The sequence below is a fragment of the Pseudomonas sp. SJZ077 genome, assembly GCF_007993905.1.
In the GTDB taxonomy this organism is placed as follows: Bacteria; Pseudomonadota; Gammaproteobacteria; order Pseudomonadales; family Pseudomonadaceae; genus Aquipseudomonas; species Aquipseudomonas mandelii.
In genome coordinates this window covers 162,412-188,428 of sequence record NZ_VIUJ01000014.1, presented here as the reverse complement: position 1 = coordinate 188,428, position 26,017 = coordinate 162,412, and the positions used below count along the sequence as shown (strand labels likewise).

23 protein-coding genes are annotated in these 26,017 nt (G+C 58.6%); 12 read left to right on the top strand and 11 right to left on the bottom strand.

Features of this window, described 5'->3' with window-relative positions; genetic code table 11:
* Positions 1-45: 45 nt before the first annotated feature.
* From FBY01_RS20995 to FBY01_RS20975, 5 genes are all read right to left on the bottom strand, one after another.
* Positions 46-2,895 carry a P-loop NTPase fold protein gene (locus FBY01_RS20995; protein WP_145309315.1) on the bottom strand — a complete coding sequence of 950 codons (2,850 nt, stop codon included), beginning with the start codon at positions 2,893-2,895 and terminating at the stop codon, positions 46-48.
* Positions 2,892-6,401 carry an alkaline phosphatase family protein gene (locus tag FBY01_RS20990; protein ID WP_145309313.1) on the bottom strand — a complete coding sequence of 1,170 codons (3,510 nt, stop codon included), beginning with the start codon at positions 6,399-6,401 and terminating at the stop codon, positions 2,892-2,894. The genes FBY01_RS20995 and FBY01_RS20990 overlap by 4 nt, the downstream gene beginning before the upstream one ends.
* A gap of 85 nt (positions 6,402-6,486) precedes the next feature.
* Positions 6,487-6,795 (bottom strand): hypothetical protein, encoded by a 309-nt coding sequence (locus FBY01_RS20985; RefSeq protein ID WP_145309311.1) that lies wholly within the window; start codon positions 6,793-6,795, stop codon positions 6,487-6,489.
* 335 nt (positions 6,796-7,130) lie between these two features.
* Complete coding sequence (locus FBY01_RS20980; protein WP_145309309.1) at positions 7,131-8,303, bottom strand: hypothetical protein; 1,173 nt, start codon at positions 8,301-8,303, stop codon at positions 7,131-7,133.
* Between the two features lie 101 nt (positions 8,304-8,404).
* Entirely contained in the window at positions 8,405-9,220 is an 816-nt protein-coding gene (locus FBY01_RS20975) for a sulfite exporter TauE/SafE family protein (RefSeq protein WP_145309307.1), read from the bottom strand.
* A 112-nt stretch (positions 9,221-9,332) separates the two neighbouring features.
* Between FBY01_RS20975 and FBY01_RS20970 the strand changes: the two genes are divergently transcribed.
* The 3 genes from FBY01_RS20970 to FBY01_RS20960 all read left to right on the top strand — a co-directional run bounded on the left by FBY01_RS20970 (position 9,333) and on the right by FBY01_RS20960 (position 10,795).
* Positions 9,333-10,100 (top strand): helix-turn-helix transcriptional regulator, encoded by a 768-nt coding sequence (locus tag FBY01_RS20970; RefSeq protein ID WP_145309305.1) that lies wholly within the window; start codon positions 9,333-9,335, stop codon positions 10,098-10,100.
* Between the two features lie 93 nt (positions 10,101-10,193).
* A complete protein-coding gene (locus FBY01_RS20965; protein ID WP_010457271.1) occupies positions 10,194-10,511 on the top strand; it encodes a helix-turn-helix transcriptional regulator in 318 nt (105 codons plus the stop codon).
* An 11-nt stretch (positions 10,512-10,522) separates the two neighbouring features.
* Positions 10,523-10,795, top strand: coding sequence for a hypothetical protein (locus FBY01_RS20960; RefSeq protein WP_010457272.1), 273 nt, complete (start codon positions 10,523-10,525; stop codon positions 10,793-10,795).
* Positions 10,796-10,896: 101 nt separating this feature from the next.
* Here FBY01_RS20960 and FBY01_RS20955 read toward each other — a convergent pair whose 3' ends face one another.
* Positions 10,897-12,426 carry an amidase family protein gene (locus tag FBY01_RS20955; RefSeq protein ID WP_145309303.1) on the bottom strand — a complete coding sequence of 510 codons (1,530 nt, stop codon included), beginning with the start codon at positions 12,424-12,426 and terminating at the stop codon, positions 10,897-10,899.
* Between the two features lie 113 nt (positions 12,427-12,539).
* The gene (locus FBY01_RS20950) at positions 12,540-13,616 is read right to left on the bottom strand and encodes an MBL fold metallo-hydrolase (RefSeq protein WP_145309301.1); all 1,077 of its coding nucleotides are present in this window, start codon (positions 13,614-13,616) and stop codon (positions 12,540-12,542) included.
* Between the two features lie 213 nt (positions 13,617-13,829).
* On the opposite strand from FBY01_RS20950, the gene FBY01_RS20945 reads away from it, so the two are divergent.
* Positions 13,830-14,438, top strand: a complete 609-nt coding sequence (locus tag FBY01_RS20945; protein ID WP_077748663.1) for a TetR/AcrR family transcriptional regulator — start codon at positions 13,830-13,832, stop codon at positions 14,436-14,438.
* Between the two features lie 139 nt (positions 14,439-14,577).
* A complete protein-coding gene (locus FBY01_RS20940; protein ID WP_145309299.1) occupies positions 14,578-15,114 on the top strand; it encodes a DUF1003 domain-containing protein in 537 nt (178 codons plus the stop codon).
* A 7-nt stretch (positions 15,115-15,121) separates the two neighbouring features.
* Here the strand turns inward: FBY01_RS20940 and FBY01_RS20935 are convergent, their stop codons facing one another.
* Positions 15,122-16,063, bottom strand: a complete 942-nt coding sequence (locus FBY01_RS20935; RefSeq protein WP_145309297.1) for a LysR family transcriptional regulator — start codon at positions 16,061-16,063, stop codon at positions 15,122-15,124.
* A gap of 15 nt (positions 16,064-16,078) precedes the next feature.
* Between FBY01_RS20935 and FBY01_RS20930 the strand changes: the two genes are divergently transcribed.
* Positions 16,079-16,786, top strand: a complete 708-nt coding sequence (locus tag FBY01_RS20930) for a CTP synthase (protein ID WP_145309294.1) — start codon at positions 16,079-16,081, stop codon at positions 16,784-16,786.
* Positions 16,783-17,112 (top strand): antibiotic biosynthesis monooxygenase, encoded by a 330-nt coding sequence (locus FBY01_RS20925; RefSeq protein WP_010457282.1) that lies wholly within the window; start codon positions 16,783-16,785, stop codon positions 17,110-17,112. Before FBY01_RS20930 ends, FBY01_RS20925 begins: the two co-directional genes overlap by 4 nt.
* Positions 17,113-17,224: 112 nt before the next feature.
* Here the strand turns inward: FBY01_RS20925 and FBY01_RS20920 are convergent, their stop codons facing one another.
* Positions 17,225-17,551 (bottom strand): DUF2025 family protein, encoded by a 327-nt coding sequence (locus tag FBY01_RS20920; RefSeq protein WP_010457284.1) that lies wholly within the window; start codon positions 17,549-17,551, stop codon positions 17,225-17,227.
* Positions 17,552-17,786: 235 nt separating this feature from the next.
* Here FBY01_RS20920 and FBY01_RS20915 point away from each other — a divergent pair, with 235 nt between their 5' ends.
* From FBY01_RS20915 to FBY01_RS20905, 3 genes are all read left to right on the top strand, one after another.
* Complete coding sequence (locus tag FBY01_RS20915) at positions 17,787-18,914, top strand: glycerophosphodiester phosphodiesterase (RefSeq protein ID WP_145309292.1); 1,128 nt, start codon at positions 17,787-17,789, stop codon at positions 18,912-18,914.
* A gap of 155 nt (positions 18,915-19,069) precedes the next feature.
* A complete protein-coding gene (locus FBY01_RS20910; protein WP_077748668.1) occupies positions 19,070-19,375 on the top strand; it encodes a PepSY domain-containing protein in 306 nt (101 codons plus the stop codon).
* Between the two features lie 137 nt (positions 19,376-19,512).
* Positions 19,513-20,706 carry a GAF domain-containing sensor histidine kinase gene (locus FBY01_RS20905; RefSeq protein ID WP_145309290.1) on the top strand — a complete coding sequence of 398 codons (1,194 nt, stop codon included), beginning with the start codon at positions 19,513-19,515 and terminating at the stop codon, positions 20,704-20,706.
* On the opposite strand, the gene FBY01_RS20900 is transcribed toward FBY01_RS20905, so the two are convergent.
* Positions 20,703-21,032 (bottom strand): hypothetical protein, encoded by a 330-nt coding sequence (locus tag FBY01_RS20900; RefSeq protein ID WP_145309288.1) that lies wholly within the window; start codon positions 21,030-21,032, stop codon positions 20,703-20,705. The two genes, FBY01_RS20905 and FBY01_RS20900, sit on opposite strands and share 4 nt — an antisense overlap.
* Before the next feature lie 208 nt (positions 21,033-21,240).
* Positions 21,241-22,863, bottom strand: a complete 1,623-nt coding sequence (locus FBY01_RS20895; protein WP_010457295.1) for a methyl-accepting chemotaxis protein — start codon at positions 22,861-22,863, stop codon at positions 21,241-21,243.
* A 276-nt stretch (positions 22,864-23,139) separates the two neighbouring features.
* Between FBY01_RS20895 and FBY01_RS20890 the strand changes: the two genes are divergently transcribed.
* Both FBY01_RS20890 and FBY01_RS20885 read left to right on the top strand, forming a co-directional pair.
* Entirely contained in the window at positions 23,140-24,162 is a 1,023-nt protein-coding gene (locus FBY01_RS20890; RefSeq protein WP_010457297.1) for a transporter, read from the top strand.
* 213 nt (positions 24,163-24,375) lie between these two features.
* Complete coding sequence (locus FBY01_RS20885) at positions 24,376-25,992, top strand: inorganic phosphate transporter (RefSeq protein ID WP_077748672.1); 1,617 nt, start codon at positions 24,376-24,378, stop codon at positions 25,990-25,992.
* The last annotated feature ends 25 nt before the right edge of the window (positions 25,993-26,017 follow it).

The window sequence follows — 26,017 nt, the reverse complement described above, 5'->3', positions numbered from 1 at the left end:
CCCCTGTAATCTGGAGCGTGTTTTCGTGTCGATGACAACCTCCCACTAACCAACAAAGCTATAACGCTTCACCAGCTTTGACGACTCAATGGCATCCTGGACACTGCCCGCATTTTTGGTACCGATATAGGCCTGCAGTGCCCCTTGCAGCGCCACACTTTCCTGAAGCTCCTTATACGACGTTGCTTTTACCAATCGGCCGAGCAATTGACGAAAATCCAAAGCCGTGGCGTTTTTATGTAGAAAATCCACCCATTGCCCAAACACCTCGGGCGCGCCGGTGTTGATCGTCAATTGCAATAGCAGCTCGGGAAAATGACGTGTCTCCAGCAACTGGCTTTCTTTAAAGGGGAGGCTGATCTTTATAATTCGATAGGTATTAATGAACCGTAAAATTCTACGCGGCGAGCTTCCAGCAAACGGGGCCATCAGACTGAGGAAATCCCGTTCGTCCTGACTTAATCTGAACCTGTCAGCTCTATCATTGAAGTCCTCGCTCGACATCGCGCTAAGCTCCCGGACGATTTTATCGGCTATTGCCTCTCCACTTTCGCTATCTTGGGCCTGCTCCATTTGGACGCCTTCAACCTCAACAAATGTCTGGTTCGGCACCTCCGTCTGCGAAGGGGCCTGTGCAGGTCTTTGGATCAAGGGCCGGCCCGCCCGAATTCGCGATTCAAGCAAAGCTTTGCTGGCATCCGCGTTTAGCGACCTTACCCAATACGGGATCTGGAATATCTTTTCCAGATAGTCATGGGCCGTTGCGCCCTGCCCTGTGCTGGCTTGTCCAGCTTGAGGATTGTCGAGCAAGTCAGGGTAATGCGTATTCAACGCGCGATTGACCCAGCGTACATCGGCTGCAACAAAAACTATAAACAGCGGGAACCCCAACAATAAATGCACCGCCTGGAGTACCTCGACCACTTTGGCCGGCGGACACCGGTCCAAGTCGTCTATAAACAACACGATCCGTTTGAAGCCCTGAAACGGCGGCGCAGTGACGGCCTCAAGCATCGACTCGAGCTTTAGCCGGTCCGCGGGCAGAAGGTCGAGATCTGAATCATCCATCAGGGTTTTGATGCGTTGTTGGAGCTGGGTATTGATGGGGCGAGACGTCGCATCAGGTTCGTCCTTCAGCCCTCGAGACAGCTCTTCGAAGTCCTTGCGGATCGCCGCCACCAACCCCAAGTGGCTCGCATAATGTCCATCATTTGCCCGATCACGAATGAAGCGCAACATCCGACCACGCCCAGTACCTGAATCAAAATCACGGGTCGCCTCAGCCACTCGCTCGGTCGTGGTCACCAGCAGGCTCCTGGCTTCCTCCACATCGGCTTCCAGCTTGGATAACGTCCGGTCCTTCTCATCGGCATGTTGAGCCACAACTTGCTCAAGCGTCGAACGAAAACCGGCCAGTTGATCGACCGCCGTGCGCACGCGTTTGAGTATCAACGCCATACCGCCAGCAAGGCCTAGTAAAGGAGCGGAAAGCGTGAGCAGATCCTGGGTCAGCGTAGTGATTTGAACGCCGAATCCCCCGGACAAGTAGTCATATCCCTTCGCGAAAGCGGGTGGTAGCAGCAGGATGATTGCTACACCAGCCAGAAGCGTGGGCCAGCTACCCAAGCGCTGCAGCAACCCTCCCATGATGATCCGGCTGCGGGTATGCTCCTGGCTGAGCCCATCAATCGTCTCTTTCAACCGACGTGCATCATCGACGATCGGACCCAAACCCAGTGATTGAGCGGCAGATTCAACTTTTTGCCATTGTCCCTGCCCTTTCAGCGTACCGATGACAGACACCCAGAACAGGCTGGCGTTGCGCTCGGCGTCAGCCAACCGTTGAGTCGCGACTTTCTGGACCTTACGACGACGCACCAACCGCTCGACCGCCTCCAGGGCCAACTCCTGCGCAGTGGCAAGGTTGTCGAACAGTTGCTCGGATGTCCGTCGGCGCGCTTCGGCGATTGGTATTTTACGAACCCATTGGTCCAATTCAGTAAATATATGGTCAACCAGGCTCGCCCACAGATTACTGTCGACAAAATGCCAGGCATTGAAGCGAATGAGCACGGTTTCTTTTAAATGGTCTTGCTCCTGAATCTGCCGATGAATCATTCGCATGAAAAACGATTTGCCCGTTCCCCAATTACCGAAGATGCCAACCGCCAAAGGAGGCTCCGCCGTTCGCATGGCGAGCGCTGCCATGGCCGCAGCCTCGTCCATTACGCCGATCTTGTCTTCGAGACTGGCCGACCAGGGATCATCACTGTTAAACAACGCATCCAGGTCTTCTTCTTTCTGCACCTGTTTGACGGGCTGAACAAGATTGTCTGCTTCGTTCGTTTCGGATGTTTTTCCATGAAGCTGCTGCTTCCTCTGTTCCTGGGTAATCAACCCACCCAGCTCTGGGCGTTGGTCTTCAGGAAGCAGTGCGGCTAGCCGGGCCGCTTCATCTGGGGTAAGACGAAAGTTCGTACCTTGGCGGATAGTCAGTAGATCGTTTTTTTGATCCAGGGCACCCGCCGCCAGTACGCGTTCACGGGGAATCGGAGGTTCTAGCCAGCACTGTTCGCGAACACCGATACGTAAATCTTGTTCGCCTTCACCATTGCGCACTTCGAACAGCTCACCCGTTTCAATCTCTCCCCAACCTCTCAAACCACCTTTTGCGGTCGTCTGCCAGTAAAACACTAGATCACCAGCGCGAATCAGATTGCGAAAGCGCGAGACCTTCCAGGGCGCTGTCTGGCCACGTTCGCGGGAAGACAACCACTTTCTCTCTACGTGATTCCCGACTGCATACTGAAAAATCCAGGCACACCTCTCTTGAACTGAATCTTCGGTCACGCCGGATACGAAAGTTGCTGTGTTTGCTTCTTCTATGCGCATCATCTCGCCCCCCCACTAATCCGCCACGGACACACCGCCTCCCTCACCCCACTCGGTCCGACAACCTCGGGCGTCTGCCCCAACGATCTTGCACTCAACACACTGCCAACCCGCTCTATCAAGTGGTCAAACCCCAAACTCGCATCCGCCTGGTGAAGTTTGCGCAACTGTTCCACCAAGGCATAGGTGAAGGCGCCGTAGCTGTTGGCACCGACTTGGTATTCGCTGGCTTTTTCATTTTCCCGGGCCGCGTAGAGCATCAATGGCAGGTAGGGGCCATGATGGCCGTAGAGCTTGCCTTGGTACATGAGTTGATTTTTTTTGTCGGGACGCAGGGCGATTGCGGCGCCTTGGGCACTGCGGTTGCGGGTAAGAGGTTGTGGTTTGCTATCGGCGTGTGCGGCGAAGTCGCGGCCGGCGCTTTCGCTGGCGTAGGGGCGGCGGTCCCAGTCGTCGGCGTAGTGGTCCCAGCGCAGCATGCGGTGACGTATGTCGCTGGGCGGACTGATGCCACGGACGCGGCCCGTGCCGCGAGTCATGCCACCGGCATAGCAGCAGTCGAACATGACTGTCAGTTTGGCGCCGTGTCCATCCGGCTCGAAGGGCAAATGGCTGTAGAACTGGCGAAACAGCTTGTCGGTGAAGTGCGTGCTTGCGTCGTCCCAATCGAAGTCATGGAGCACCAGCGTTTCGTCCATGCGATCGGCTTCCTGGCTGCTACTGTAGGTTGGCAGCTGAGTGCCATGGCCGGAGTAGAACAGCACTCGCTCGTCACCGGCGCGAGCACCTTCGACCAGCCATTCCAGGCGATTGACGAAGTTCGACCGGGTGGCGCGGTCGTCGTGCAGAAGACGGATGTCCCCGGCGTCGTAACCGCTTTCCTGGAGCATGCGGCTGATCAGGTAGGTGTCGTTGATGCAGCCGTCAAGTCGAGCACTCGGATCAGGATAGTCGTTGATACCTACTATCAAGGCACGACGCTTGCGTTGCCCGCTACGGGACAAGAAGGCTGGCACTTCCAGAATGCGCGCGGCCACCGCGTCCCGGGCAAGCTGCGGCCAGAGGCTGGCCTGACTGGTGGGCGATGTCAGGTAGGCTTGAGCGGCATGGTTGAGGTCGAGCAAGTCATCACGCAGCGGGACGTTGAACTCGGTTTTCAGGTCTATGCGGGCCGAATCCGGCGAGGTGACGGGCCGGGTGAGCAGGCCGTCGTTGGGGTTGTACAAGTGAAACCAGCGGCAAATGCCCCGGCCATTTTTGTGCAGTCGCATGACGCGACCGCCCCACACTTCGCGCATCACCAGCGCCAACGCGATCTGCGAGCCGAAGCTGACGAACACCCGGCCGTCGATTCGACTCAGTGCTATACCTCCCTTGACCACCGAACGGCGCAAGGCGTCGTAACCCACCAGGCTGCCCAGGCCTTGGGCGAAAATAATCTGCGGCTCAAACGCTTCAATCCGCTTGAGCAAATGCTGGGTCAGAGCGGTGCGCAGTTCAGGGTCTTCAATCCATTGCACAAGGGCACCGAGGGTGGTGCGCAGCATCTGATTGACCGGTAGCCCCCAGCTGCGGTCCGTCTCATCGGTCTTGCCCTCGATGTTGCCGCGCAACATGGCCAGGCCGCGAGTGATCTGGGCGAAATTGGGGCCTTCCCCGAGCAAGTCGTCGAACTGAAGAAAGTCGATGTCTTGATCGTCAATCGCACGGCCGTTTTGCGCCAGCTGATTGCGGATCAGACCGCGCCATTGCGCCTGCCAATCGGCGTCGGTATTGCCTTGGCCATCGACCGATTGTGTATAACCTACACCGGGCAAACACAACACCCGCAGGCGCATTCCCGCTGCTCCAGGCTCAGCCGATAAGACTTTGCTCCTATGCTTGGGCGTGGCGCTGACAGGTTGGCTGTAGGCCGTGACCATCAGGTCCTGCATGCGCCGCAACTTCGCCTCAAGGTTGTTCGAGCCAGGTGCTGCCGAGGTTATGGCAGCGGAACCGCTGCTGGCCAACGAGCGGGTCCGCATCAACAGAAAGTCGCTGACCCGGTTGGCGCTATCCTTCCATACCTGCTCCGGATCGAGACCGTCGAGATAGCCCGATACTGTGTCAACCACTTGCCGGCTGTGGGTCGCCAGATCGGACTCCATCAGTGGCAGACCTTCGCGACTCGGCACCTGGGTGGCAGCAAGCCGAACGGGCTTGGTGGCTATCGCCGTACTACGCCAGATCGGGGCGTTGCCGAAGTGCTGGGCCGCCACTACTCGCGGGCCCAATGCGCTGCGAGGCAGTTTGAAGTGATCGCAAAGAAAGGCCAACAGGCTGGTGTGGTCGTAGTGTTGCTGGCTGAGGTTAGCTGTCCAGGGGATCAGTCCGGGATTGAGCCACGGCGAGGCGAGGATTGCCGGCACGCGGACACCCAGGCGGGTGAAGGGCTTGGGCCAGTCAACGTCCGCCTCCTTGTCGGTCTGCACCGCGGTAGGCGGCACGACATGATCATAAAACCCGCCATGTTCATCGTAGAGCAGCACAAACAGCGTCTTGCTCCATACGTCTGCGTTGGCTGACAACGTATTGAATATCTCACCGACAAACTGATCGCCAAAACTAACGTCTTCCGGCGGATGGTGCGATACGTTGGGCCCGAGAGCACCATTGAGCAACCCATAGCTCGGCTCGATCCAAGACAATTGGGGCAATGTCTTATCGATGACACTCTGCTTGAAATCCTTGATGCTGCAATGCTGCAGGCCTCCCTTGACCAACGCCGCCAAGGGGATGGCGCCATCGGAGTAGATGCGCACGTCGTGACCTTTGCTTCTGAGCAACGAGAAAATGCTCTCCTTACCAAACTGAGCGATCAGACTCTTGATGCCCGAAACTACCGTTTTCTTTGCAACGTCGGGCATCAGCAAGTGCCCGTTGCAACTGCCAAGCATGGCGAAGAAACGGTTCGGCCAAGTCGGGCCCGGTACCGAGGAAAACCAGCGGTCGCACACCGTGAAATTGCGTGCCAGCCCCTGGACGGCCGGCAATGGGTCATCTGCAGGTGTCTTGCCGAAGGGAATGAAGTTCATTGCCCGCTGAGCCATAGACTGAGAGTAGGTTTTGTAGACCTTAAGATCGCTCCGCGCCTTTTCGTAGGCATTCTGAGCAAAGCCATCAAGCATCGGGGCGGTCAGGCTGGCTTTGCCTGTTATATCCAGCTGCTTCACGACATCGTCGAACTCATGGCCAAGATCGAAGCCTTCGCTGTCCTTAGCCGGTTTGGCGGGCAATGGAGGTGGCGGCGGAGCCCACAGGCTGAAGTAGTCGGGTATTTCCGGCGCTTGAGTGATCACCAGTTTGCCCCCACTGGCCAGCGTAAGCGGATTACTTTTGGGAGCTTTGCGGTCGATACCGTCGCAGGCAGAGTCAATGCTCGTGTAATCGCCGAGCAAACTGTCGAACGAACGGTTTTCCAGCATCAGCACGACGACGTGCTTGATCTCTGCGGGCCAGTTATTTGGCATGCTTGCCTCCCGGGCTCGAATACCTTTCACAGAAGAGGGATATGAATGCTCAGGCGTTGCTTGTTTTAGGTGTCCGGGCGCTTCATTACTTTGCCTCCTGTGTGGTATTGCCAGTTAAGCGAATGGCCCACCTCAGAGTTTTGAAACAGAAGTTACCGCCCAAAGAAACGGGAAGCGCATACCAAAATGGCAGCAACCGAACCAGACAGGCCTTATCGCTCAGCGCATTTAATCTTCCGTAGAACAGGCGTTTCTGCGCGCCATAGAGGTTCGCAGCCCTGACTTTCTGGAAGAGCGATTGAATGATTTCAATAAGGATGGCGGCGCAGATTTCGAGCTGTGCAAACAGCGCCAGTATGCAAGGAGTTGCATTTAGAACGACCGATCTAAACATCCCGACCTCCTTGTGGGCTCGACTAACGACAGGACAGGCAGTCAATCAGAGATGGCACCTCACGACAGGAGAAGGAGCGCAGCTAACACTGCACAACGCTAGTCAAGGGATTGAGTCTTGTCCATTCGTGAGTAGCGCACGCCGCTGTAGATTGGCGAGCGGCGCGTTACGGGTCGTTCTTCAAGAAGATCGAGTAACTGCAGGACGACAAGGGGGAATTGAAGCAGGTGCCAAGCAAGAAAAACCCCGAGCAGACGTTCGGGGTGTTCAGTGCGAATATCGAGAACCTGGATCACTTTATTATTCGTGAGGCGCCGGGGTTATCGGGTACGCAATCAGGGCAGCTGTAGCGCAACGCCGCCGGGGTGTTGCTTGATCAGGCTATACGGCAGGACACCCCAGCCCACATTTCCACACACTGCGGCCACATGAGGAAAGGACGGATCTAACTTGATCCCCTGCTCGGTGAAATACCAGGAAGGAAAACTCCAGCGGTCCTCGTCATCGTAGTCGCAGTCGTCGTCCCCTTCTGGCGTGACCGTCATTTGATTGGGATAGAGATTAAGCAATTGCGCCACCAGCCACGGCGCCAGCTCTTTGCCGCGGTAATCAGAATAGGCACTGAATGACTCAGACGAAGAAATGTAGGCGTCGTAGTTTTCCTCGTAGTGCAGCGGCTTTCCCTGTCCCACCCACAGCACGTCATCAAGCGTCAGAGATTGGCCCGTTTTAGCATCGAGGTTGAGTGAGTCATTGACCTGATCCGGGTAAGCACCGCCACAGAAGTACTCGGTTGAGACACGGACGCTCATGACGTTCGGCGTCATCCACAGAGGCTGGCTCGTCTGTGCGTAGTAGGCGTCAGCGTAGTTAGCGAAGCATCCGTAATACCCCACAACCTCCTGCCACAAACGGCCCATCAATTGCTGATTGATACGCTTACGCTCCTCAGCGTTGTAGCCCGAAACCACTTCAAACAACTCGGCTTTGGATTGTGGGTCGCGCCACCATTGCAGCGTGTAACCCATGAAGGTTTCAGTCTTGCCTTGTGTAAGCTTCATACCCTGCAAGCGCAGGTATTCATAAGGCGCCTTGTCGTGAAGTCTGGCGAGATAGGGCAAGGTATCAGCGGGAATCTGAGGAAGGTTCGCTGGCTGCAGATCAATCTTCAAGACTTTGCCTTTAGGACTAGTCCATTCTCCGGACCAGCCGCTGGACTTTGGTTGTAGGCGAATTGTCGGAAAAGATTTGTGCTCTCCATATCGCTGGTCACCCTCTTCCAGCACAAGTGTTTTTCCTTCCTTTGAGCCACTAAGCACCAAGTCCTTGCGGTACTTTTGGTAAAAGTAACGACCCTCACTGCCATCGGCGCTCACCTCCAGCACAATCGGCATTTTTCCCAGAGTCCCGGTATAGACCTGCTTGCCGCTGTCGGCCCACAACATCGTAGAAAACGTGGAGCACACCAATACGACAATGCCAGCAAGACGAAACAGTCCTTTAAACATCAAATCATCCTTGAATGCAGCGAGTATTGGCTCGCAAGAAAGAGCGGCGGATTATGGCGAACCCATGTTCGAGAATCGATAAAAAGCTGACTAGATAACGATCAGCTCAGGCACATGCTGACCATCACCAACACCAGCAACCCCACATAGACCTGCGCATGCACCCGATCCGGTATCCGCCCAATCCACGGCGTAGCCAACCGAATCCCCACCAACGATCCCATCGTCAACACTCCAAACGCCAGCAGATCCACATAGCCGATAAACCACGGCCCCAGATCAAACTCGGTGAACCCCGCCATCGCCATGTAAGTCAGCGTCCCGGCCAACGCCACCGGCAGGCTTAACGGATTAGCCATGGACGTCGCCTGACTCATGCTCAACCCGCACCGTCGCAACAACGGCACGGTCATGACGCTGCCGCCTACGCCGAGAAACGTTGCGATCACGCCGATTCCTGCGCCGCCACCCGACACTTCTGCCCTTCCCAACCGTCGTGGGATTGTGGTGTCGGACGCTGTCAGAAAACCACGTCGGAACAGGCAATCCACAATGGTCACGCCCAGGTACGCGATGAAGGCATAACGAATCACCTCGCCACTCACCCACATCGCGGCGAGCGCTCCGACGATTGCGCCCAGGCCGATGAACCCGCCCAGCGGCCACAGATAATGACGAATGAGATTACCGGCGCGACGGTGTTTGCCGGTGGCGATCAATGCGTTAACGATCATCACGCAGGTCGAAGTCGCCACGGCAATGTGCATTGCCGATTGGCTGACGGGGTCATCGGCACCGTGGCTAGCCATGAGCATGCGATAAAGCAATGGCACCACAACGAAGCCGCCGCCGAAACCAAACAACACTGCAGTGACGCCAGTCATGCACCCGAAAAATGCCAGCAGGAGATAAAACATTGCGCGTCGTCCGTTGGTTGAGAGCGGTCGACGATAGAGCGATGCGCCTTGGCCTGCTTCAGCAAGTCAGCCAATAATGTTCGCGTTTACGCCAACCGCGAGAATCCGCTCAATGCGCAATGTTTCGATCAATCTGCTGGATGACACGCCCCGCTCGGTGGTGGCGATCGGTACGGATTATTCCCACGGTCATGTGTTGCCCCGTCATACGCATCGGCGGGCACAACTGCTGTACGGCGCGACGGGGGTGATGCAGGTCAGTACGCACGACGGCAACTGGGTGGTGCCGCCGCAGCGGGCGGTGTGGATTCCGGCGGGGGTGGCGCATGAGGTGCTGATGCTGGGGGTGAGCACGCGCAGTTTGTATATCGAACCCGGGGTGGTTGATCTGGGGGATCGTTGCCAGGTGATCAGTGTGTCGCCGTTGATGCGGCACTTGTTGATGGAGGCTGTGGAGATCCCGCTGGTGTACGACGAGGCCGGGCGCGATGGCGCGCTGATCGACTTGCTGTTGCATGAACTGGCGCGCAGTGCTCACTTGCCGTTGCACATTCCCTTACCGGTCGATGCGCGATTGCTGGGGTTGTGCCAAGGCTTTTTGCAGCGGCCCGACGCGCATCAATCGCCGCAGCAATGGGCCGATCAATTGCACATCAGCTTGCGCACGTTCAATCGGCTGTTCCGTCAGCAGACAGGGCTGAGTTTCAGCCAATGGCGCCAGCGGGCCTGCGTGGTGCTGGCCCTGGCGCGGTTGGCGGCGGGGACGCCAGTGACGCGCATTGCGCTGGATTTCGGTTATGACAGCCCGGCGGCATTCTCGACCATGTTTCGCCGCGTATTGGGGCATGCACCGTCCGTCTGGATGGAGGGGGCGACATAGAAAAAATCAAAAAATGAGTTTGATCCGGGCGCAAAACAACTGTACAAAACAACAGTACTTTTTGGATTAGCACTCTCGAGCCCGGAGAACACCATGGCCTCTCTTGCGATGAAAATCACCCTGGAACGTATCGCCCTTTTCCAATTCACCCCGGCCCACTGTGCCCAGGCCCGAGCGATGCTGGGTTGGAGCGTGGAAGAGCTCTCGGAGGAATCCGGTGTCTCCGTGGACGCCATTGTGCGATTCGAGGCCGAACGCGATGTGCTGGATGTCACCCGGCTGGCGTTGGCCTATCGGTTTGAATCGGAAGGCCTGGTGTTCTTCCCCGGATTTGCGCCGGGTCGGGGGATGAATGTGAGAGGGTCGACGCCTGATCCGGTGGGTCGGGCGGACTACGCGATGGTTGAGTGAGGAGTCAGCAGATGAATGGAATCGATGAATGCGACAGGCTTGGTCATCCGTCTTCGGGTGCTGCCGATGCGGGGGAAATGAGGGCCAAGGCCGAATACCTGATGAAGATCGGCATGCTGCTCGACACCGGTCAGTTGGGCAAGCTGGAAGCGGCGCAGAGGCTTGGACTGTCAGCGGGGGAAATGGATGAAATTCTCGACGGGAATGTTTGCGACCTGACGGTGGCGAAGATCGCGGGCCGCTCCATGGCGAGCGGCCCGACGGCAGAAGATCAGGCGTTCTGAGGCGTGACAGGATCGCCCTTTCAGGAAGGCTCATGGCTTGCCTCGCTGGTGGAGCAGCCACGGCCTTTAACGCCCACCATCACCTGCCTTGGTCTTGGACCTTACTGCTCCCGAAACGCCGGATTCTGACGCTCTAACGACGCTTGTTCATAGCTGTAAGCCAGCGCCAGCAGTTGGGGTTCACTCCAGCGCTGGCCGAAAAAGAACACAGACGTTGGCAGTTCATCGCTGTTCATGCCCGACGGTACGGTAATGGCTGGATAGCCAGCGACTGCGGCACTGAATTGCGAGTAGCCATCGGCATCGGCAAACATCGCATCCAGATTATGTTCAGCCATTTGCTCATCAATGGCAGCCTTGAAGCTGGCACTGAGCACGCCGAACATCTCGGTTGCCTGCGCGTGGGTCATGTGCAGTTGGTTGATGTCGTTCAGCATTTGCTGCCCGTAGCCTTCGGCACCCGGATTCAGCTCGTTGAAATCGATCAACTGTTGAAGCGTCTGAATCGGCAACCCTGAGCGGCTGGCCAGGTATTCGGGCAGTTCATGTTTCATGCCTGCCATGAGGGTGTTGAAGTAGCCATCGATATCCGGCAGTCGGACGCTCAACGGCACCAGGGTAGCGCCTTGCTCTTCCAGTGTGGCCAATGCCATCAGGAATTCAAAACCGGGTCGAAGCACAGTGCCGTTGGTGCCGACGTACTCGGTCGGATAACCGATTCTTTTGCCTTGCAGTGCATCCGTGTTGAGCAGCGCGGTGTAGTCAACGCCCACTGGCGCATCGCTGGTGACAGGGTCACGGGCGTCAATGCCTTGCAGGGCGTTGAACATCAGCGCGGCGTCACGAACGGTGCGCGTCAGGGTACCCGGCGTATCTTGCAGACGGGTGATGGGAATGATGCCCGAACGGCTGAACAGACCCAGCGTAGGCTTGACGCCCACCACGCCATTGGCCGAAGCAGGGCACGCGATGGAACCGTTGGTTTCGGTCCCCATGGCCAACGGTGCGAAACCGGCGGCAACACCGGCGGCTGAACCCGAGCTGGAACCACAGATTTCGCCATTTAACACGTGGGGGTTTTTACCCTGGCCACCTCGGCCACTCCAACCGTGGGGCAAGCCCATTTCCCGGACGTAAGCCCATTCGCTCATGTTGGTTTTGCCGAGAATGACGGCACCTGCGTCACGCAGCTGTTGGACCACAAACGCGTCGTTCGCAGCAGGCTGACCGACCATGGCCAACGAACCCGCGCTCGTTTGCATCTGATCCGCCGTGTCGATGTTGTCCTTGAGCAGAACAGGAATGCCGTGCAGCGGACCACGCACTTTTCCGTCCTGACGCTCCTGGTCCAAAGCGGTGGCAATGTCGATGGCCTGTGGGTTGAGCTCGATAATCGCGTTGATCGTCGGCCCTTGCTTGTCCAGCGTGTGGATGCGCGCCTGCAAATACTCCACCAGTGTGACGGAGGTGAGTTCGTTGCGCGCCATCCGCTCGGTAAGCTCGCTGACGCTCGCATATTCGAGCGACTGGGCAGTGACGGAGGCGTTGCTGTCTGCGAATGCAGGTCCGGTGACCGATAACAGAATGATCTGCGCCAGTGCCGTCATGCGGCTTTTTAAAACGTCCTTCATTTACAGCATCCTTGATATGGCTAATCGCGGGTGAGTCATTTCACCCGCCGCACAGCCTACCGAAACCGTAGGAAACGGCTGTCAGTCACAAGGAGCTGTCAATGTAGGAAACATCATCCAGACTTGTAGCCGCTACAAGCCAAACGCCCTTCTTCCTTCACTGTACTTTCCATTTCCGACCACCATGCGGCCCCTCGCTGTGGGTACATGACGTTGAACGCCTCGCCCATTTGCGGCGTGGTGATCGACACATTGCGTTCCCAGGCCAAGGCGAGGATCCGGTCGAAGGGCTCGAACCAGGCGTGCATCGACAAATCGAAAGTGCCGTTGTGGATGGGCAGTAACCAGCGGCCCTTGAGGTCGATGTGCGCTTGCACGGTTTCTTCCGGCTGCATGTGAATGTGCGGCCACTCGACGTTGTAGGCGCCGGTTTCCATGAGGGTCAGGTCAAACGGGCCGTGCTGTTCGCCGATGCGTTTGAAGCCATCGAAATAACCGCTGTCGCCGCTGAAGAAGATCCGCGTGTCGCCATCGATCATCACCCACGAGGCCCAGAGCGTGCTGTTGCCATCGAACAGGCCGCGCCCGGAAAAGTGCTGCGACGGTGTGGCGATGAACTGGATGCCATCGACTTCCGTGCCCTGCCACCAATCGAGTTGGCGCACTTTGCTGGCATCGACGCCCCACTTGACCAGGGTGTCGCCCACGCCCAGTGGGGTCAGGAAGTAGTTGGCCTTGTCCGCCAGTGTGAGCACCGTTTGATAATCGAGGTGGTCGTAGTGGTCATGCGACAGGATCACCGCCTCTATCGGCGGCAAGTCATCGAGGCTGATCGGTGGCTGGTGGAAACGCTTGGGGCCGGCCCATTGCACGGGTGAAGCGCGCTCGGCGAAGACCGGGTCGGTGATCCAGAATTTGTCCCGCAGTTTCAGCAGTACGGTGGAGTGGCCGAGGCGATAGACGCTGTGGTTGGGCGCGGCGATCAACGCGGCGTGGCTCAGGGATTGCACCGGGACGGGCGCAGTTGGGCGAGTGTCGCGGGGTTTGTTGAAAATCATGTTCCACATGATGCGCAGCATTTTTCGCACGCCTTCACGTTGCACAGGCACATGATTCTGGAACAGCCCTTGTGCCTGACGGGAAGCTTCGGGTGTGGAGGCATTGTCCGCAGGGGAAATTGAGTCGGCCATGTCTGAGTAACTCCAGAAAAACCGCAAAGCGCGGATTTCACGGTGGGACGATAATTGGCCAAAGCACGCACGCATCAGCCGGAGATTCTAGTATTCACTGCACAGGATTAACGAAACATTACACTGCACAGTGTAGTTTCTAGGTTGCATCAAAGCGGATCACAAGTAAACTGCCGAGTGTAATTCTTCTCTGCCGACTGCCGAAGCGTACTTATGACAGCTCCACAGCGCCTCACCGACCGAAAACGCGAAGCCATCATTCAGGCGGCGATTGCCGAATTCCGTGCCAACGGTTTCGACATCACCAGCATGGACAAGATCGCCGCCACCGCTGGGGTGTCGAAGCGCACGGTGTACAACCACTTCCCCAGCAAGGAAGAATTGTTCGCCGAAATCCTCAATCAACTGTGGGCGCGGGTGACCGCCGAACAGGAAACGTCCTACCGCCCTGACCTGCCCCTGCGCGAGCAAATGCGCCTGATGTTGCAGGCGAAATTGCAGATGCTGGGCGATGACAACTTTCTCGACCTGGCGCGGGTGGCGATCGCCGCCACCATCCATTCTCCCGAGCGCGCGCAGAACATGGTGGCCCGGATGGGCGAGCGTGAAGAAGGCCTGACTGTGTGGATCCGCGCCGCCCAGGCGGACGGTCGATTGAAGCCGGTCGCCCCCGAATTTGCCGCGCAGCAGATCCAGGGGATGCTTAAATCCTTTGCGTTCTGGCCGCAGATTTCCATGGGGCTGCCCCCGCTGTCAGATGAGATGCAACGCACCGTAGTGGAGTCAGCACTGGACATGTTCCTGGCCTGTTATCAGCGCTGAATCGAGCTGCCATAAATGACAATCTCTGCCGAAACACCGATCACAGGGCGCGCGGAATAAAACGCGGCAATGTGTTTCAAAATGAAAATGGCGCTGGGGCTATAGTGAACGTCAGTCCCAGCGCCACGCAGAGATCATCATGACCACGCCGACCCACGAAACCAAACCCGCCGCTGCCGTCGACCATCTGCGCTTTCACCGCCCCCATGCTCACTTGGAGCCAACGTTCGGCAACGACAAGTTCGCCCTGCGCGCCGAGGCCTTTGCACGGTTCTTCGGCACGCCGACTTTCCTGGGCGCCCAGACGCTGATCGTGGCGATCTGGATCTGCCTTAACGTCTCTGGCGTGACCCAGTTCGACGTTTATCCGTTCATCCTGCTCAACCTGGCGTTCAGCCTGCAGGCGGCGTATGCCGCTCCCCTGATCCTGTTGGCCCAGACCCGTCAGGCGGCGCGGGACAAAGCCCAGACCGATGCCGATGCCCTGCACCGCGAATCCATCGCCGTGGCCAACAGCGAACGCCAGGCACAAGCGGCGCAGAACACCGCGCAACTGCTCGAGCTGCTTGAACTGAACACCCGGCTTACAGAAATGACCAAGAACCTGACCGAACGCATTGAAAGCCTGACCTCGGAAATGCATCAGCATGTAGTGAATGATCATCCGAAGAATTAGCACCCGGTCACGGCAGTCGAAGCGCCCGCCCCAGCTCATCGAACAACGTCACCACCGAGCGCAACGCGCGGCAGTCCGGACGGGTCAGCAACCAGAGCGCGGTGTCGTAACCGTGCAGCGGGCCAGTCAGTGGTTGCAGTTCATCACCGATCAAAAAGTCCGGTAACGCCGCAACGCCCAGCCCGGCACGCACCAACTCGGTCACCGACAGCATGCTGTTGCAGCGATAACCAGGCGTGACGCCGGGCAGTTGCTGGCGCCGCCATGCCACGGTGGGGTGGTCGGGAAGAAAGTCATCCGGCGCGATCCAGGCCAGCGAGGCCAGGTCTTCAGGATCGACTGATTTCAGGTACGCCGCACTGGCACAGACCCGATAGGAAATATCCGCCAGACGTCGACCAACCAGATGCTCGGGCGGTGCGCGAGTCAGGCGCAAGGCGATATCGGCATCCCGACGGCTGAGGTTGGCGAAGTCGTTGGAGGTGCTCAGTTCGAGGGTCAGCGCCGGGTAGGACGGCATGAACTGCGCCAGCGCCGGCAGCAACAACCCTTGCAGGACAGAATCGGTGCAGGTCAGCCGCACCGTGCCGCTGATGACTTCACCGCCCTGCTCCACGCCTATGCGCGCCGCGTCCAGCGCTTGTTCCGCGCGCTCGGCTTGCTCGGCCAGGGTCTGGGCGAGTGTGGTCGGCAGGTAACCGGCGCGGCTTTTTTCGAACAGTTGCTGGCCCAGCGCGGCTTCCAGTCGGCGAACCGCACGAAACACCGTCGACACGTCGACCTTCAATAACGCCGATGCCCGGGCCAGAGAGCCGCCGCGCACCAAGGCGAGGATCAGCGCGAGGTCTGGATAGTCGAGTCGATAGTGCGCCGCTGCATTGATCACTTGGGATAACGCCAATATTGAATGCGTGAGCGCCAATCTATAGTGGGTGCCAGGAATCAACAAGCGTCGAGATCACTCATGGAAACCACCACCCTGCGCATCGCCCTGATCGGTGACTACGACCCACAGGTCACCGCCCACCAAGCCATTCCCGTGGCGCTCGGCATGGCTGCCGAACACCTGAACGTGGATGTGCAATTTCAGTGGCTGGCCACAGATCACCTAAACGCCGCCACCTCGTTACACCACTTCGACGGTTTCTGGTGCGTGCCCGCCAGCCCTTACCGCGACATGGACGGCGCGTTGCGGGCGATCCGTTTTGCCCGTGAGCAGCAGCGACCGTTCCTCGGCACCTGCGGCGGTTTTCAACACGCGGTGCTTGAGTTCGCTCGGAACGTATTGGGTTGGGAAGACGCCGAGCACGGCGAAACCCATCCCGGTGCAGCACGCGCATTACTCACGCCGCTGACCTGCTCATTGGTGGAAGCAACGGACAGCATTCACCTGGTTGAAGGCTCGTTGATCGCCAACGTGTACGAAAGCGCCGAGATCGTTGAGGGATATCGCTGCCGCTATGGCGTGAACCCGGCGTTCGAGCGTGAGTTATTGAGCCAACAGTTGTGCGCCGTTGGCCATGACTCGACCGGCGACCTGCGGGCGGTGGAGCTCCAGGTTCATCCGTTTTTCGTCGCCACCCTGTTCCAGCCCGAACGCGCCGCGCTCAACGGCATGCTACCGCCGCTGGCCCGGGCGTTGGTCGAAGCCTGCAAAAGGCAACAGCCATGATTGCCGATACGCCATCAGCGCCGTACTACGCGGTGATTTTTACCTCGCTGCGCACCGACGGTGATCAAGGCTACGCCGAGGCCGCCGAACGCATGCTGGAACTGGCCCGTGAGCAGCCGGGGTTTCTCGGTGTTGAGTCGGCTCGGGGTGAGGATGGGTTGGGGATTACGGTGTCGTACTGGGCCAGCGAGGCGGCGATTCTGGCGTGGAAACATCATCCTGAGCACAGTGCGATCCGTGAGCGGGGGCGGTCGACGTGGTATTCGGCGTGTCATACGCGGGTGTGCAAGGTTGAGCGGGCGTATGGGTTCAAGGCCGTAAAATGATGCGGTGTTCTTCTGGCCGCCTTCGCGGGCAAGCCTTGCTCCTACAGGTTGTCGGTGCCCTCTGTAGGAGCGAGGCTTGCCCGCGAAGAGGCCAGTCCAGACACAGCAAACTTCAGCCCCGAACCAGACTCCGCACCGCCGAAATCTCCGGCACTTCCCGCCGATTCATGTACACCCGCAACGGCTCGGTCACATTGATCCGGTCATCAATATTCTGATCCAGCAACAATTGAATCAACTCACGCTTGAGCGTCATGGCCTGCCCAGGCCCCGGCGCCCAGACAAATTCACTGGTGGGAATGATCCCGTCATCCGCCACGTCCATACCAAACGAGTCTTCGCTGAAACGCACAATGTAGTGGCCAGTTTTGCGATTGAGGCCAACGAAGCCTTTGAGTTGGTCGGCGGCCTGGCAGATAAGCTCGGAAGTGATGCGCATATAAACCTCACAAAAGGTCGTTAACGACCGGTGAACGATGGTTTACACGCAAGGACAGGCATTCGGATTTCCCTCTGCTGGGGAAACGCCGGGGCCAAGAGTACTGCAAAGAACCGCACAAAAGCGCTGAAAAAATCTGCTTTAAACACGTTTATGTCGGTCTGGCGATAGCGCTGGCGGCGCTCAGTTGTTAAAAGAGACGTCTTTGAAAATTCAACGCGAAAGGACCTCGACCATGCCTGTTACCTTCACCAAAAGCGCCCTGCTGCTGAGCATGCTGCTGGGCTTCGGCCAGGCACAGGCCGCCAACGAGCCCAGCCCGACTGCACTGGCCACCCGTTTGGGCATCCCGCACCCGGCGGTGATCGCCCACCGCGGCGCATCCTACGATGCACCGGAATCCACGGCGGCGTCTTACAGACTGGCCCGTGATCTGGGCGCCGATTACCTGGAACTGGACCTGCAACGCAGCAAGGACGGCGTGCTGTTCGCCCTGCACGACGACAACCTGCAACGCACCACCGACGTTGCCACCAAATTCCCCGATCGCAAGGACAGCCCGGCCAACGCGTTCACCCTCGCCGAACTGAAAACCCTGGATGCCGGCAGCTGGTTCAACGCCGCGTACCCGGATCGCGCACGTCCGTCCTTCGTCGGCCTGAAGATCCTGACCCTCGACGAAATCATCGACATCGCCCAGGGCAATCCGCTGCACAAGCCCGGCCTGTACATTGAAACCAAAGAACCAAAGCAATTCCCCGGCCTCGAACGCGACCTCAAGGACAAATTGCAGGATCGCGGCTGGCTGAGCCCGGCCGGTTCCAAACTGGCGAAAAGCAATCTGGCGGTCGGCCAGGGCAAGGGCAAGGTCGTGCTGCAAACCTTCGAGAAGAGCAGCCTCGAACTGCTTGAGAAGGAAATGCCACAAGTGCCGAAGATCCTGCTGCTGTGGGTCGGCGAAGGCAGTATCGAGCCTAAGTCCAAAGTGACGTTTGCCGAGTCCGGCGACAAGGACAAGGCCACCTACTACGCCAAACAGGAACCGAAAGACAAAGCCGAATTCCAGCAATGGGTCGAGTACGCCAAGGCCCAGGGTGCGATCGGCACCGGTCCTTCGGCCGCGTTGACCAAGGGTGGCGATCAGAGCTATTCGGACCTGGTGAAACCGTGGATGAACCAGTACACCCACGATCAAGGCCTGCTGGTGCACGTCTACACCATCGACGAAGCGGTTGATTACCAGAAAGTCATGGACGCCGGCGTCGATGGCATCTTCACCAACCGCGCCAGTGAATTGCTGAAGTTCTACAAGCGCCCGGCCGCCGGGACGGTGGCGCAGTTGCTGCAGAACAACGGGTACTGATCGCCAGCTGACACGACACCGCGTCGTCTTCTTCGCGGGCAATCCGATTTGCTCGCGAAATCTTCCAAACGACACGGTGATTGGAATTAAGGGTGAATTAAGTTGCCACAGTTAATCTGGACTCACTTAAACAGATCACCCCAAGGAATGAACCCATGAAAACCCTGACTGCCCTGTTCACCGCTGCTGCCCTGACCCTCACCGCTGGCCTGGCTCAGGCTGACGTTCGTGTCGACCAGATCCCTGAGCTGGTCAAGAGCGGCAAGATCAAGCCACTGGAAGAAATGAACCAGGAGGCTCTGAAACGGCACCCAGGCTCGACCATCACCGACACGGATCTGGACAACCACTTCAACAACTACGAGTACGAAGTGGAACTGAAAACCGCTGACGGCAAAGAATTCGACGTGGACTTCGATGCCACCACCGGCAAAGTCCTGAGCGACAAACAAGACACCTGATACCCGTATCAAACAAAGCCGCACGATCTTCGGATCGTGCGGCTTTTTTGCATGCCGGATTCGCATAATCAACACGCGCCAACTCGGCGGTAGCCCGCTAGAATCCCTCAACGGTGATTACACAGAGATGGATTGAGATGGGGCAAACAGCGGCAGCAGACATCGCCACGATCGGCCGGATCAGCGCGGTGCCGGCGATTCTCCAGGTGATCCGTGAATTGACGGGGCTGCGCTTCGCTGCGGTGGCGCGTGTCACTGAAGACTCATGGACCGCTTGCGCCGTACTCGATCAGCTGGACTTCGGCTTGCAGGTCGGCGGCGAGCTGGAGGTGGTCACCACCTTGTGCCACGAAATTCGCCAGGCGCATCAGTCGGTGGTGATCGACAAGGCCAGTGAAGACCCGCTTTACCGCGATCACCACACGCCTCGCCTCTATCAATTCGAAAGCTATATTTCGGTGCCGATCTTTCGCCCCGACGGACGCTTTTTCGGCACCATCTGCGCCCTTGATCCCAATCCTGCATTGCTCAAATCCAGCACGATCCAGAGCACCATGGAATCCTTTGCGCGAATGCTGGCGTTGCAGATCGAGGCGGAAGAGAACCTGCAAAAAACCGAAGCGGCATTGATGGCGGAACGCAAAAACACCGCGTTGCGCGAACAGTTCATCGCCGTGCTCGGCCATGACCTGCGCAACCCGTTGTTCGCGATCAGCGCCGGCGCCGAAATGCTCTTGCGCAAGCTTCCCGACCCGGCGAATCAGCGACGGGCCCGGCACATTCTGACCAGTGCCCGGCGCGCGACCCGACTGGTCGATGATGTGCTGGATTTCGCTCGTGGTTCGTTGGGCAGTGGCATTCCGGTGGACATCGCACCGTGCCCGGACCTGGGCGATGCCTTGCGGCACGTGATTTCAGAAGTCCAGAACATCTATCCCCTACGCACCCTTCGCATGTCCATTGGCGAGTTGCACGGTATTCAGTGCGATCGCGAGCGGGTCGCGCAGTTGCTTTCCAATCTGGTGGCGAACGCCGTTGCCCACGGCGACCCCGAGGGCTCGGTAGACGTGAGCGCGCAGATCCACGACGGGCAGTTCGTGCTGAGCGTGACGAATCAGGGGCTCATCGCCGAGGACGCGTTGCCCCATCTGTTTCGCCCCTACGCGCGACCGGCCCGCGGAACACCGCAGACCGGCCTCGGGTTGGGGTTGTACATCGCCAGTCAGATTGCGCAGTCCCATGGTGGAAAGCTGGAAGTGCGCTCGACGACGAAGGAAGGCACGCAGTTTGTTTTCAGCTTTCCGGTGCAGACAGTTCCGGGAAAAGCTTAAGTCGCAGCAATGACGTTGAAGTTAGAAACGGGCGATACAGCGACATTTCCAGAGTCGTCGGCTAGCGAGTAATTCGCCTTCACGGGACCAAGCTTAATGAACTGTTTTTCAATGTAAAAGTGCACACCTGCCACCTCTTCAACCACCGTGATTGTATGCGTGAACACCGACACGTCATTCCAGATCACTTCAAGCTTGTCCCCTTTTTTGTAGTTCTGGTTGCCTTCGACTAGCGCCCGCAAACCATTTTCGCCTACCGGTTCGGTGAGTTCGCCATCGTCAACCCCTTCTACTTTCAAACGACTTAATTGCAGATCCATAGACATAAAAACGCTCCTTGTGAATACAGCAGCGCCGCTGCGCTGACAGCGCTATCAAACGCTCGTGCACGGCAATCGTCTACTGTCAGAACTAACAGGTGCACCGTAAAACCGAACCAAAATGCCAGGCGCCCGACCAGCGGCGTAACCCTTATGGATCCGAGAGCGACGGGCGTACCGACTCGGTAACCGACCTGATACGCCGCCGTTTCCGTTACGCGCTCAGACGCGCCGTCACTTCATTCAACTGCCCCGACAACCCATGCAAATGACGGCCAGCCGCTTCGGTGCGCTGCACGTTGTCCAGGTTGGTGCTGGCGATGCTGGTGATTTCAGTGAGGTTGCGTGAAATGTCCTCGGCCACCGAGGTCTGTTCTTCGGCGGCGGTGGCGATCTGGCGGTTCATGTCGCGGATGGCTTCCACGGCATGGGTGATCCGCTCCAGCATGGCGCCGGCCTGGGTCACTTGCTCGACGCTTTCTTCGCTGCGCGACTGGCCGCTTTCAATCGCCTGAGCCGCGTCCACCGCACCGGTTTGCACGGTCTGGATGATCTGGTTGATCTCGATGATCGACGCCGCCGTGCGCTGGGCCAGGCTGCGCACTTCATCGGCCACCACCGCAAAACCGCGTCCGGCTTCACCGGCACGGGCCGCTTCGATGGCCGCGTTGAGCGCCAGCAGGTTGGTTTGTTCGGCGATACCGCGAATCACTTCGAGCACCTTGCCGATGCGTCCGCTGTCCGTTTCCAGTTGGCGGATGACCGTGGCGGTGTTGGCGATTTCGCCGCGCATCCGGGTGATGGTGTGAATGGTGCCCTGCATGACTTTTTCGCCGTGCTGGGCAGACTGGTCGGCATCGTCGGCGGCGCGTGCGGCATCGGCGGCGTGACGGGCGACTTCCTGTGCGGTGGCCGACATTTCGTTCATCGCCGTGGCCACCTGATCGGTGCGGTTGAACTGCTCATTGGTGCCGCTGGTCATGAGGCTGGCGATCGAGTTCAGCTCACTGCTGGCGCTGTCCAGGTCCTTGGCGCTGCGCTGCAAACGGCTGAACGTTTCGGCGAGGAAATCACGCAAAGTGTTGGCCGCAACCGCCAATTTACCCAGCTCATCCTGACGGGTGCTGGCCACGCGGTCGGCAAACTTGCCCTGGCTGAGTTGCGCGACGTACTCGATCAGTTTGCGAATCGGTTCAATCAGGTTGCGGTTGACCAGCCACAGGCTCAAGAGCCCGATCAACAGCCCCGAGACGAGCATCACAATGAGCCCCAGCAACACGGTGCGATCGGCTTCGGCGCTGATTTGCTTCGACTGCTCGACACCCTGCTTGCGCAATTCGCTGACCAACTCGGTCATCTGTTCACTGGTCGCACGGTCGACACCTTTGACCGCCGCGTCGCCTGCCGTCGGGTCGGCGCCCGCCGCCACGTAGGCGTCACGGCCCTTCTGATAGGCAGCGCCCAGCAAACGGTGTTCGTCACGCAGGCGTTCGATGCGGGTTTTCAGTTGCGGATCGATACCTTTTTGCACGGCCAGCTCACCGAGAATGCTCTGCACATCGCGCTGACGGTCTTCGAACTGTTTCCAATACTTGTCCAGGTCGGCCGGTTGCTTGCCACGCAGCAGGACGTTTTTCCATTCCTGGACCTGCACCTTGAATTGCAGGTTGGCTTCATCGATCAACTGCGAGGTGTGCAGCGGGCCTTCAATCAGGTTGGCGTAGCTCTGAACGCCGCCGGACAGAAAGTGAAAGCAAGCCAGGGCGATCAACAGTACCGCCAACAGGCTGCCGCTCAACAGGGCGAGAATTTGTGCTCTCAGGGATTTTTGCAGCATCGAGTGATACTCATGACAGGGGGTGAGACACGCGGCAAACACAGCGTGAAAGGTGTCCGGACATCCCTGTCTGAAACTTGGCTCATGGCCGAAGCCGCGCAAGGTAACTTAAGCAAGATCGGCGGGCCAGAGCGGTTCTTGAATCCATTCCGACCACCGGCAATGCAATCGTTTGCGGTTATTTTTTCGTCACAAAAACGTCATCCACAGTTGCGATGATGCGGCTCAAGTGAACCTGTAAAAACCCGCGACAGGCGCCTCCCCTTGAGAGCCCCAATGAACCACAGCATCGACCAAAGCCATCGCGACCCGGACCTGTTCGGTCTGCTCTACGGTTTCAGCTTTCGCCCCGGTGAGCGGGGTCGGGAGATTGATTCGGCGAAAGCGCTGCAATACCTGCAACAGCCGGACGAGAGCGATGAATTCCTGTGGCTGCACCTGAACCTGGCGCATGCCGCTTGCGAGCGCTGGATGAAAAGCCACCTGGCATTGCCGGACGAGTTTTTCGAAGCCTTGCACGAAGGGTCTCGATCCACGCGCATCGAGCATGTGGATTCGGCGTTGCTGGCGGTGGTCAACGATGTGGTGTTCAACCTCAGCAGCATGGTGTCGTCGGATGTGTCGACGCTGTGGGTGTGCGCCCGCAGCCGGCTGATCATCAGCGCCCGCCTGCAACCGCTGCACTCGGTGGACAAGTTGCGCTCGTCGGTGAAGGCCGGCGAGTGCTTTCGTTCACCGCTGGAATTGCTGGTGCATTTGCTGCGCGATCAGGGCGAGGTACTGACCCAGATCGTGCGCAAGACCAGCCTCAGTGTCGATCAGATCGAAGATGAATTGCTGTCCTCGCGGCTGTCGACCAACCGTGCGGAACTGGGTGCCAATCGCCGGGTGCTGGTGCGCCTGCAACGGCTGCTGGCGCTGGAGCCGGGTTCGTTGTTGCGATTGCTCAACCGGCCGCCGCATTGGTTGCAGAAGGAAGACGTGAAGGAGTTGCGCAAGTCCACCGAGGAATTTGCGCTGATCATCAACGACCTCACGGCGCTGGGTGAGCGGATCAAGCTGTTGCAGGAAGAGATCGCGGCCAACCTGAACGAGCAGAGCAACCGCACGCTGTTCACCCTGACCGTGGTGACGGTGCTGGCGCTGCCGATCAACATCATTGCCGGTTTTTTTGGCATGAATGTGGGTGGGGTGCCGTTGTCGGGGGATCCGGAGGGGTTCTGGATTCTGGTGGCACTGGTGGCGACGTTTACCGTGATTGCGGGGCGTTGGGCGTTTCGCAAGCGCCAGGATTATTGAGCCTTCACCCCATCCCCTGTAGGAACGAGGCTTGCCCGCGAAGGCGTTTTACCTGATACACCGCTTTCGCGAGCAAGCCTCGCGCCTACAGGGACCGGGTGAATTCTGATTAACGGATCAGCAAAAAAACCAAACCCTGATCTAGGGCAGTTTCCCTGTAACATTTGGCAACGATCATGACAGACACTCCTTCCTTCCTCAGGATTGTCTGTCATGGCTACGCCCTCCTACACCGCCCAAACCCAGGCTCCCGCCCGCAGTGCCAGGCCTCAACTCGATAAAAAACCCAGCCTGCTCACCCTCGTGGTGTTTTTCGGAGTGCTGGCCAGCGGGTTGTTGTTCACCGCCTACAGCCTGATGCACGACATGAGCGAACTCGGCACGGAGGTCACCACCTGGACGCCGTTTCTGCTGTTGGGCGTGGCGCTGCTGATCGCCCTGGGCTTTGAGTTCGTCAACGGTTTCCACGACACCGCCAACGCCGTGGCCACGGTGATTTACACCAACTCGATGCCGCCGAATTTCGCGGTGGCCTGGTCCGGGTTCTTCAACTTCCTCGGGGTGCTGCTGTCGAGTGGCGCGGTGGCGTTCGGCATCATCGCCCTGTTGCCCGTGGAACTGATTCTGCAAGTCGGGTCCTCCGCCGGTTTCGCGATGATCTTCGCCCTGTTGATCGCGGCGATCCTGTGGAACCTCGGCACGTGGTGGCTGGGCTTGCCGGCCTCGTCGTCGCACACCTTGATCGGTTCGATCATCGGCGTCGGCGTGGCCAATGCCCTGATGCACGGCCACGACGGCACCAGCGGCGTGGACTGGGCTCAAGCGACCAAGATCGGCTATGCGTTACTGTTGTCGCCGCTGGTCGGCTTCGGTTTTGCCGCGCTGTTGCTGCTGGCCTTGCGTGCGTTCGTCAAGAACCGCGCGCTGTACAAGGCGCCCGTCGGCAACACGCCACCGCCGTGGTGGATTCGCGGCATGTTGATTGTGACCTGCACTGGGGTCTCGTTCGCCCACGGTTCCAACGACGGCCAAAAAGGCATGGGTCTGATTATGCTGATTCTGGTCGGCACGCTGCCGATGGCCTATGCGCTGAACCGCACCATGCCGGCCGATCAGGCGCTGCAGTTCGCCGCCGTCGCCGAAGTCACCCAGCAAGCGCTGGTCAAAAGCGTGCCGATGCCGGCCCCCGCCGATCCGCGCCCGATCCTCTCTGAATACGTGCGCAGCAAGGAAGCCACACCGCAACTGATCCCGGCCCTCGCCGCCCTTACGGGCAGTATCGGCGCAGAGGTCAAGGGTTATGGCTCGCTGTCCAAAGTACCGGCCGAAGCCGTGGGCAACGTGCGTAACGACATGTACCTGACCAGCGAAACCATTCGCCTGATGGACAAGAACAAAGTCGGCCACTTCGACGCCGACACCACCGGCAAGCTGCAACTGTTCAAGCAACAGATCGACAACTCGACGCGCTTTATTCCGCTGTGGGTGAAGATCGCGGTGGCGATTGCGCTCGGGCTGGGCACCATGGTCGGCTGGAAGCGCATCGTGGTGACGGTCGGCGAAAAGATCGGCAAGACCCACCTGACCTACGCGCAAGGCGCCTCGGCGGAAACCGTGGCCATGCTGACCATCGGCGCAGCGGACATGTTCGGCTTGCCGGTGTCGACCACTCACGTGTTGTCCTCGGGCGTGGCCGGGAGCATGGTCGCCAACGGCGGTGGCTTGCAGATGAAGACCATCCGCAACCTGCTGATGGCGTGGGTGCTGACCTTGCCGGCGGCGATTGTGCTGTCAGGCAGCCTGTATTGGCTGTTCACCCAATTCTTCTAGCCCCAACACATAACCCTGTAGGCGC